This window comes from Micromonospora sp. NPDC004336, from assembly GCF_053602615.1.
The window spans coordinates 1-8,009 of record NZ_JBSGDY010000227.1; the positions used below are offsets into that span (position 1 = coordinate 1).

Here is an 8,009-nt window from a genome sequence, read left to right on the forward strand (position 1 = left end):
GGTCGCTGCAAGCCGGATCCGGCGCTCTACCAGGCGGCGTGCCGGCGGCTCGGCGTGGCCGCCGCGGACTGCCTCTACGTCGGCGACGGCGGGCGGCCGGAGTTCCACGAGCCGGGTCCGGTGCCCACTGCCTTCGGCGCCACCACGGTCGGCGGCGCGGTGGCCGCGTCCGCCCTCGCGAACCCGGACCCCGAGAACGAGCCCGACCCGCGCGCGGAGTGGACCGCCCGCCCCGGCGACGGGGCCGCGGACGGCGAGCGCGAGGGGCGTCGGGCCGACCCGACGGCGGAGTTCCACCGCGCCGGCGGGCGCGGCGAGAGCGGGCCCGGGGACGACCGCCTCGACGAGACCGGGCGCGGAGAGACCGGGCGCGGGGAGGCCGGGCGCGACACGACCGTCTTGCCGCCGGACGCCGCCGACGGCCGGCCGGAGCGCCGGACCGACCTGACCGGGCGGGCCGGCGACCCGGCGACGGCCGCCGCCGGCGGGGCCGGATACGGCAGCGCCACCCCCGCGATGGTCGACCCGGACACCGGGCACACGTCGCCCGGGCGCGCCGGCACCCCGGGCACGCTGGAGGACGCCGGCACGTCCCGGCCGGCCGGGTCGACGGTGGCCGCCGAGCCGGCCTCGCTCCTGGACCCGGCGACCGCGCAGGGCTTCCGGGACCGCTGGCGGGACGTCCAGCTGCGGTTCGTGGACGACCCGCGGGCGGCGGCCGGGGAGGCGCAGTCGCTGGTCGACGAGGCCATCCAGGCGCTCGCCTCGGCGCTGTCCGCGCAGAAGAACAAGCTGGGCGGCTGGCAGGACGCCGGCTCGGCCGACACCGAGCAGCTACGGATGGCGGTCCGCCACTACCGCGACTTCCTGGACCGCGTCCTCGGCCGCTGACCGCTCGACGGGGCGCCCCGGCAGGCACGGGCCGGGGCGCCCCGTCGTGTCCACCGGCGGCACGCGCGGATCCTCCGCCGCACACCCGGGCCGTTCCAGGCGTCGAACTTCGCGTTCTGGGTAACTGAGCGCGCGCGGACTCTTCCGGCGCGGCCGGTCGAGGAAAGGGTGACGGGATGGACGACGGCGGCCTCCGGCTCAACATGAACGTCCTGGACTACGGCATCCTGGCGCTCTACTTCGTCACGGTGCTCGGCGTCGGCTTCGCCGCCCGGCGGGCCATCAAGACCAGCGTCGACTTCTTCCTCTCCGGCCGCTCCCTGCCCGCCTGGGTGACCGGCCTGGCCTTCGTCTCCGCCAACCTGGGCGCGTTGGAGATCATCGGCATGGCCGCCAACGGCGCCCAGTACGGCGCGATGACGCTGCACTACTACTGGATCGGCGCCGTGCCGGCGATGGTGTTCCTCGGCATCGTGATGATGCCCTTCTACTACGGCTCCAAGGTCCGCAGCGTCCCCGAGTACCTGCGGCTGCGCTTCAACCGCCCCACCCACCTGCTGAACGCGCTCAGCTTCGCCGTCGCCCAGGTGCTCATCGCCGGGGTGAACCTCTACGCGCTGGCGCTGATCATGCAGGCGCTGCTCGGCTGGCCGCTCTGGGTCGCCATCGTGGTCGGCGCGCTGATCGTGCTGGCGTACATCACGGTGGGCGGGCTCTCCGGGGCGATCTACAACGAGGTGCTCCAGTTCTTCGTGATCATCGCGGGCCTGCTGCCGATCACGATCCTGGGCCTGGTCAAGGTGGGCGGCGTCGCCGGCCTGATGGACGCGGTGCGCGAGTCGAAGCTGGGCGAGGCGGGGCTGCACACCTGGCAGGACACGGGCGGCACCGACAACCCGCTCGGCGCGCACTGGATCGGCATCGTCTTCGGCCTCGGCTTCGTGCTCTCCTTCGGCTACTGGACGACCAACTTCGCCGAGGTGCAGCGCGCCCTGTCGGCCAAGAACATGAGCGCCGCCCGCCGGACGCCGATCATCGCCGCGTACCCGAAGCTGCTCATCCCGGTCGTCACGGTGATCCCCGGCCTGGTCGCGCTGGTCACCGTGCAGGGGCTCGGCGCGGAGAGCGGCGACCTGGTCTACAACAACGCGATCCCCCTGCTGATGCGCGACCTGCTCCCCAACGGCGTCCTCGGGATCGCGGTGACCGGCCTGGTCGCGTCGTTCATGGCCGGCATGGCGGCGAACGTCAGCGGCTTCAACACCGTGTTCACCTACGACATCTGGCAGTCGTACGTCCGGCGGGACCGGCCGGACGAGCACTACATCCGGGTCGGCCGGTGGGCGACCGTCGGCGGCGTGCTGGTCGGCATCGGCACGGCGTTCATCGCCGCCGGCTTCAGCAACATCATGAACTACATCCAGGCGCTCTTCTCCCTGTTCAACGCGCCGCTGTTCGCCACCTTCATCATCGGCATGTTCTGGCGGCGAATGAGCGCGGCGGCCGGCTTCCTCTCCCTGCTCCTCGGCACACTGGCCGCGCTGGCCACCTACCTGCTCTACAAGGCCGGGGTGATCCACTTCAACTCCGACCTGGAGGAGAGCTTCTGGGGCGCCGGCATCGCGTTCGTCACGGCGGCCGTCGTCGCCGCCGTCGTCACCCCGTTCACCGCGCCGAAGCGGAACGAGGACCTGCGCGGGCTGGTCTACGGCGCGGGCGGCGTCGACCTGCGGGGCGACGTGCTGGCCGGCGACCGGGTCTGGTGGCGGTCGCCGGTGCTGCTCGGCCTGACCGCGGTGGCGCTCTCCCTCCTGCTCTACCTGCCGGTCTTCTAGAAAGGGGTGCTCGACCATGTCGATGGAGAACCTCGACCCCCAGGGGCACGACCACATGGTGCGGGGCACCGAGGAGGCCCGCCGACGGTCCGCCGCCGCGCGACTGTTCGACATCCGCCGGGTGATCGGCGGCCTCTTCACGGCGTACGGGGTCATCGTCACCCTGGTCGGCGTCTTCGACGGCGCCACCGCCGTCGAGAAGGCGCAGGGGGTGCGGATCAACCTCTGGGCCGGCCTCGGCATGCTCGCGTTCGGCGTGCTGATGCTGCTGTGGCAGTGGCGCAACCCGGCCGAGCCGCCCGAGTCGTCCGAGTCGCCGGGCGACGGGGGCTGACCGGCCCGGGGCGTCCGGGCATGGGCGCCGCCACGAGGGGTACGCGAGGAGGATCAGGACACCACCTGGCGGCAGGAGGGCAGCGACATGACGGATCGTGACCGTGACCGACCGCTGGAGGAGAGCCCCGAGGTGGCCGCGGCGGTCGAGGACGACACCGGCGTCCCCCAGCTGGGGACCGGCGGCGGCGCCGACCGGGACACCCCGTCGTTCACGGAGCCCGGTGACCGGCCGGAGGGCGGGGCAGCCACCGACGAGCTGATCGGCGACCCGTACGCCGCCGGCACCGGGGCCACCGGCACCGGCACGGGAGCGGCCCCGGACAACATCCGCACCGGCGCTGAGCAGCCCTGGGAGCCGGAGGACCTGGTCGCGGCCCGGGGCCAGGACCTGACGCCGGAGAACGTCGAGCGGGCCCGGCGCGACCTGGCCGAGATGGGCCGGGCGGCCATCGAGAAGACGGTCCCCTGACCGGGTACGCGAGGGGGCCCCTGGCCCGACCGTCGAGCGGTCGGGCCAGGGGCCCGGGGAACCTGCCGCGGGAGTGCCTCACCTACTGCCGGCGGCAGGCGGGCGCCGGGGTCAGGACAGCGGCGGGTACGCGTTCTGCATGAGCTGGGTGAACTGCGCGGGGAACCAGGCGCCCGAGATCGGGGCGTCCGGCAGGGCGCCGCTCATGTTGTTGCCGTTGCGGGCGTTACCGGTGTAGGTCGGGTCGCACATCCGGTCGAAGCCCTTGCCCTCGTTGTTGGGGATCTCCTTGCTGGAGCCGTCCGACTCGCCCGGGGGCTTCACCCAGACGTACGCGTCGATGCCCGGCTCCGGGGCGGCCTTGGGGCGCTCGCCCAGGCCGGCGCCGGCCTGGTTGCACCAGTTGCCGGTGTGGAAGCGACGGTCGACCCGGCCGCCGTCGACGTAGGTGTCCACGCTGGTCGTCGCGCCCGGGCCGGTGGGCCGGGCGGAGCCGCCCCAGCCGTTGCGGGAGGTGTCGATCAGCATGCCGATGTTGCTGTCGAAGCCGACGGAGACCAGCTTCTGCCGGAACGCCTGGGCGAACGACAGCTCGTCGACGTACTGGTTCCAGTCGATCCACTTGGACTGCCGCACCGTCTGGCCGTTGACCGTGTCGGTGACCTTGACGTACGGCTCCCGCAGGGCGGAGTAGTTGGCCGTGTTGACGATGAAGCCGTGCACGTTGGCCACGGTGCTGCCGGACGCCACGGCGGCGGCCTTGAGCTGGTCGGCGACCGGGCCGAAGTTGCTGTCCCAGCCGATCCAGCCGTGGTGGGCGGCGTCGATGTAGTTGTAGACGTTGCCGATCGCGCCCAGCTTCGCCAGGGCGTAGCCGACGCCGTTGACGTACGCGCCGTTGGCCTTCACCGTGTCGCACATCGCGGTGCCACCGGGGTTGCCGGAGGTGTTGGTCACCAGGTTCGGCAGCGAGTCGATCTCGATGATGTTGATGATCCGCAGGCCCGCGTACTTCGGGTCGCCCTGGATCGCGGCGATCGGGTCGATGTACTCGGCCTTGTAGCGGGGCAGCTCGTCCGGACCCAGCTCACCGTTGGAGGCCAGCGCCGAGCAGTCCCGGCCGGGCAGGTTGTAGATGACGAACTGGATGTACTTCGCGCCCTGCTCCAGCGCCTTGTTCAGGTGGTCCCGGACGCCCATCGCGCCGTTGGAGCTGCTGTCGGGGGTGCCGTTGATGGCGGCGATCCGGTCCAGCCACACGGCGGTCGGGTTGTTCGACACCCGGTTGCCGCCCGACACGGACTCGGCCTTCGCCTTCCACTCGGGGTTCACGTACCCCTGGGCGTTCAGGTACGGGTTGTCGACGCGCTGCCCGGGCGGGGGCGTGGTCGGCGGCGGGGTCGTCGGGGGCGGTGTGGTCGGCGGCGGAGTCGTCGGCGGCGGCGTGGTCGGCGGCGGCGTCGTGGGGGTGCCGCCGTTGCAGGTCACCCCGTTGAGGGTGAACGACGTGGGCTTCGGGTTGCTGCCGCTCCAGGCGCCGTTGAAGCCGATGCTGACGGTGGCTCCGCTGGCGACCGATCCGTTCCAGGCTTCGTTCTGCGCGGTGACGTTGCGGCCCGTCTGTGACCAGCGGGCCGACCAGCCCTGCTGCACCCGCTGGTTGCCGTCGGGGAAGGTGAAGCCCAGCGTCCAGCCGTTGAGGGCGTCGCCGACGTTCTTGATGTTGACGGTGGCGGTGAACCCGCCCTGCCAGTCGCTGGTCGTGTACGACACGTCGCACTGGGTGGCGGCGTGCGCCACGGTGACCGGAAGGGTCACCAGCCCGCCCGCGACCAGGGCGCCCGCGCCGCCGAGCGCGAGGGCCCGGCGCGGGCCGGACAGCCTTCTCCACACATTCATGCCACTGATCTCCTTGGGCGAGACCGGATCCGCGAACGGCCCGGCGATACGGCCCGATGGGCGTCCTGCGCGGACGACCGCCGGCGCCAACGGGATTCTTCGGGGGTGCCCGACCCGGACGGGCGTGGTGGTGGTGCGGCCGGCGACGGCCGGCGGGCGGGAGGCCGTCCGGCGGACCGGTTGCCCTCGAACTCCTGCCTGCGCGGTGTGGCTCCGTGAAGAACCGCGTGCGGAGATTCTTGCATGGGAGCGCTTCCATGGCAATGGCTCGATGCAATGCGGGGCGGCGGGCGGGTGCGGGACCGGACGACGACGGCCCGGGCGGCCCACCGGGCGCGAGAAGGGCCGCACCGCGCCTGGCGGGCGGCAACGACGCGACCGCGGCTGGAACCGACTTAACCGGCTTAACACTCCTATCGCCCTGGCCGACAACAAAGGTCAAAACGCGAATCTTTCCCTGCATAGGTCGTGAAACGGTCTAACGTCGTTCGTAGCTCGGATGTCGACCGAGCCCAGGACAACAGGGATGGAGTGACGCAGGTCATGGCAAACAAGATGCTCGGGAAGGTCGTTGCGGGCGCTGCCCTCGGTGGCGCGTCCCTGCTCGTGTTCACGCCGGGGATCGCGTTCGCGGACGGCCACCACGACGCGGAGGGCAAGGTCTACGCCAAGCCCCACGTCGTCAAGGCGGGCGACACGGTCAAGCTGCTCGAGATCTGCTCGGAGCGCCAGGAGCACGCGTACGTGTGGTCCAAGGTCACCGGCAAGGTCAAGCTCAAGCCGGCCGAGGACCGCGGTGACCGGCGTGGGGAGGAGGGCCCCCGCGAACACGACAGGGGCAAGGACCACGAGGGCGGCAAGGACCACGACAAGGGCCGCGACCACGACAAGGGCAAGGACCACGACGGCAAGGACGAGACCCCGAAGCCGCGCCCGACGGACGACGGCACCGGGCAGCCGCAGCCGCCGGCCAACGGCGGTCAGCCGCCGGCGAACGGTGGCCAGCCGCCGGCGAACGGTGGCCAGGGCGGGGGCGCCGCCGACGCCGCCGACCAGGGCGACCGGGACTGGAAGGGCTACGAGCACGGCCAGGACGCCGAGGGCGGCCGCGAGGACCACAAGGGGTACGGCTCGGAGCGCGGTGACTACGGCCGCGAGGACCACAAGGGCTACGGCTCGGACGAGCGCGGCGACTACGGCCGCGAGGACGACAAGGGCTACGGCTCGGACAAGTGGGACTCGGAGCGCGGCGGCGACTACGGCCGCGAGGACCACAAGAGCAACAGCTCGGACAAGTGGGACTCGGAGCGCGGCGGCGACTACGGCCGCGAGGACCACAAGGGCAACAGCTCGGACAAGTGGGACTCGGAGCGCGACGGCAAGGGCCACGAGAACGGCTGGTCCGACGAGGAGTCCGGGGACTACGGCAAGGACAAGGGCTGGGAGCACAAGCGGGACTTCGTCTACTACGGCGAGGCCGAGGTCTCCGAGGACGCCCAGCCGGGCCGCTACAAGCTCAAGGGCTCGTGCGGCGAGGGCGAACTGGTCGTCCTGCCCCGCGGCGGGGTCGACGGCGGTGACGGCGGCGTCGGCGCCGGCACCGACCGGGGCCTGGCCGCCGGTGGGGCGAGCCTGCTCGGCGCGGCCGCCCTGGGTGGCCTCGTGCTGATGCGTCGGCGCCGGACCGATGAGTCCTTCGTCTGACGTGACGGCGACACCGGCCGGCGGCCGTCACGGGAGACCGTGGCGCGCCGCCGGCGCGGCCGTCGTCGTCCTGTTCGCGATGGTGGGCGCCGGCATGATCGGCGCCTCGCTCAAGACCACGCCCGCTCCCCGCCCTCCCCAGCCCCTGGCCCAGGCCGCCCCGACCGGCAGCGGACCGGCGGTGCCGGGCTCCGACGGCGCGGACCCGGACGTCGCCGGCGGGGCCGCAACCGGGCTCGCCCGTTCCGCCCCCACCACGATCACCATCCCCCGCATCGGCGTGGACGCCTCGATCATGTCGCTCGGCACCAACCCCGACGGCACCGTCCAGGTGCCGCCGCTGGAGCAGGCGCAGCTCGCCGGCTGGTACGAGCCGGGGCCCAGCCCGGGCGAGGTCGGCAACGCGGTCATCGTCGGGCACGTCGACTCGGCGGCGATGGGGCCGGCGGTCTTCTTCTCCCTCGGCGCCCTGCAACCCGGGGACACGATCACGGTCACCCGCGAGGACGGCCAGCGGGCCACCTTCACGGTCGAGTCGGTGAAGGCGTACCCGAAGACCGAGTTCCCGACCGAGCAGGTCTACGGTCCCAGCGACCGGCCCGGCCTGCGCGTGGTCACCTGCGGTGGCGTCTTCGACCAGGCCGCCCGCAGCTATCCGGACAACGTGGTCGTCTTCGCCTCCATGCCGGCCTGACCCGCGGCCCGTCCACCGGGCTGCGGCCCGGCGCGGCGCCACCCGCCGGTCGGTCGGTCGGGTGCCGCCACGCCGGCGGCGCGGCATCTACTTCGGCCTGGTCCGGGCGCTGGCCGAGGCCGACCGGCCGCTGTGGTCGCAGATGTCGTTCAGCGCCGCCGAGGAGAACTTCACCAGTTGC

7 protein-coding genes are annotated in these 8,009 nt (G+C 72.7%); 6 read left to right on the forward strand and 1 reads right to left on the reverse strand.

Annotation, left to right across the window (positions count from 1 at the left end):
- The 4 genes from ACWENR_RS28185 to ACWENR_RS28200 all read left to right on the forward strand — a co-directional run.
- A partial coding sequence (locus ACWENR_RS28185; RefSeq protein ID WP_452279980.1) for a hypothetical protein occupies window positions 1-891 on the forward strand: 891 nt, incomplete at its 5' end.
- Between the two features lie 176 nt (window positions 892-1,067).
- Complete coding sequence (locus ACWENR_RS28190) at window positions 1,068-2,726, forward strand: sodium:solute symporter family protein (RefSeq protein WP_452279981.1); 1,659 nt, start codon at window positions 1,068-1,070, stop codon at window positions 2,724-2,726.
- A 16-nt stretch (window positions 2,727-2,742) separates the two neighbouring features.
- Complete coding sequence (locus ACWENR_RS28195; protein WP_452279982.1) at window positions 2,743-3,060, forward strand: hypothetical protein; 318 nt, start codon at window positions 2,743-2,745, stop codon at window positions 3,058-3,060.
- Between the two features lie 87 nt (window positions 3,061-3,147).
- Window positions 3,148-3,531 carry a hypothetical protein gene (locus ACWENR_RS28200; protein ID WP_452279983.1) on the forward strand — a complete coding sequence of 128 codons (384 nt, stop codon included), beginning with the start codon at window positions 3,148-3,150 and terminating at the stop codon, window positions 3,529-3,531.
- A gap of 111 nt (window positions 3,532-3,642) precedes the next feature.
- On the opposite strand, the gene ACWENR_RS28205 is transcribed toward ACWENR_RS28200, so the two are convergent.
- Window positions 3,643-5,430 (reverse strand): glycoside hydrolase family 6 protein, encoded by a 1,788-nt coding sequence (locus ACWENR_RS28205; RefSeq protein ID WP_452279984.1) that lies wholly within the window; start codon window positions 5,428-5,430, stop codon window positions 3,643-3,645.
- 543 nt (window positions 5,431-5,973) lie between these two features.
- On the opposite strand from ACWENR_RS28205, the gene ACWENR_RS28210 reads away from it, so the two are divergent.
- On the forward strand, window positions 5,974-7,134 hold the full coding sequence (locus ACWENR_RS28210) for a hypothetical protein (RefSeq protein WP_452279985.1): 1,161 nt from the start codon (window positions 5,974-5,976) through the stop codon (window positions 7,132-7,134).
- A gap of 1 nt (window position 7,135) precedes the next feature.
- Window positions 7,136-7,828: a class F sortase gene (locus tag ACWENR_RS28215; protein WP_452279986.1), complete on the forward strand. Its 693-nt coding sequence runs from the start codon at window positions 7,136-7,138 to the stop codon at window positions 7,826-7,828.
- Window positions 7,829-8,009: the final 181 nt, after the last annotated feature.

Coding starts and splice junctions, on each gene's coding strand:
- ACWENR_RS28190 (WP_452279981.1), top strand. CDS start 1,068: ATGGACGACGGCGGCCTCCGGCTCAACATGAACGTCCTGGACTACGGC.
- ACWENR_RS28195 (WP_452279982.1), top strand. CDS start 2,743: ATGTCGATGGAGAACCTCGACCCCCAGGGGCACGACCACATGGTGCGG.
- ACWENR_RS28200 (WP_452279983.1), top strand. CDS start 3,148: ATGACGGATCGTGACCGTGACCGACCGCTGGAGGAGAGCCCCGAGGTG.
- ACWENR_RS28205 (WP_452279984.1), bottom strand. CDS start 5,430: ATGAATGTGTGGAGAAGGCTGTCCGGCCCGCGCCGGGCCCTCGCGCTC.
- ACWENR_RS28210 (WP_452279985.1), top strand. CDS start 5,974: ATGGCAAACAAGATGCTCGGGAAGGTCGTTGCGGGCGCTGCCCTCGGT.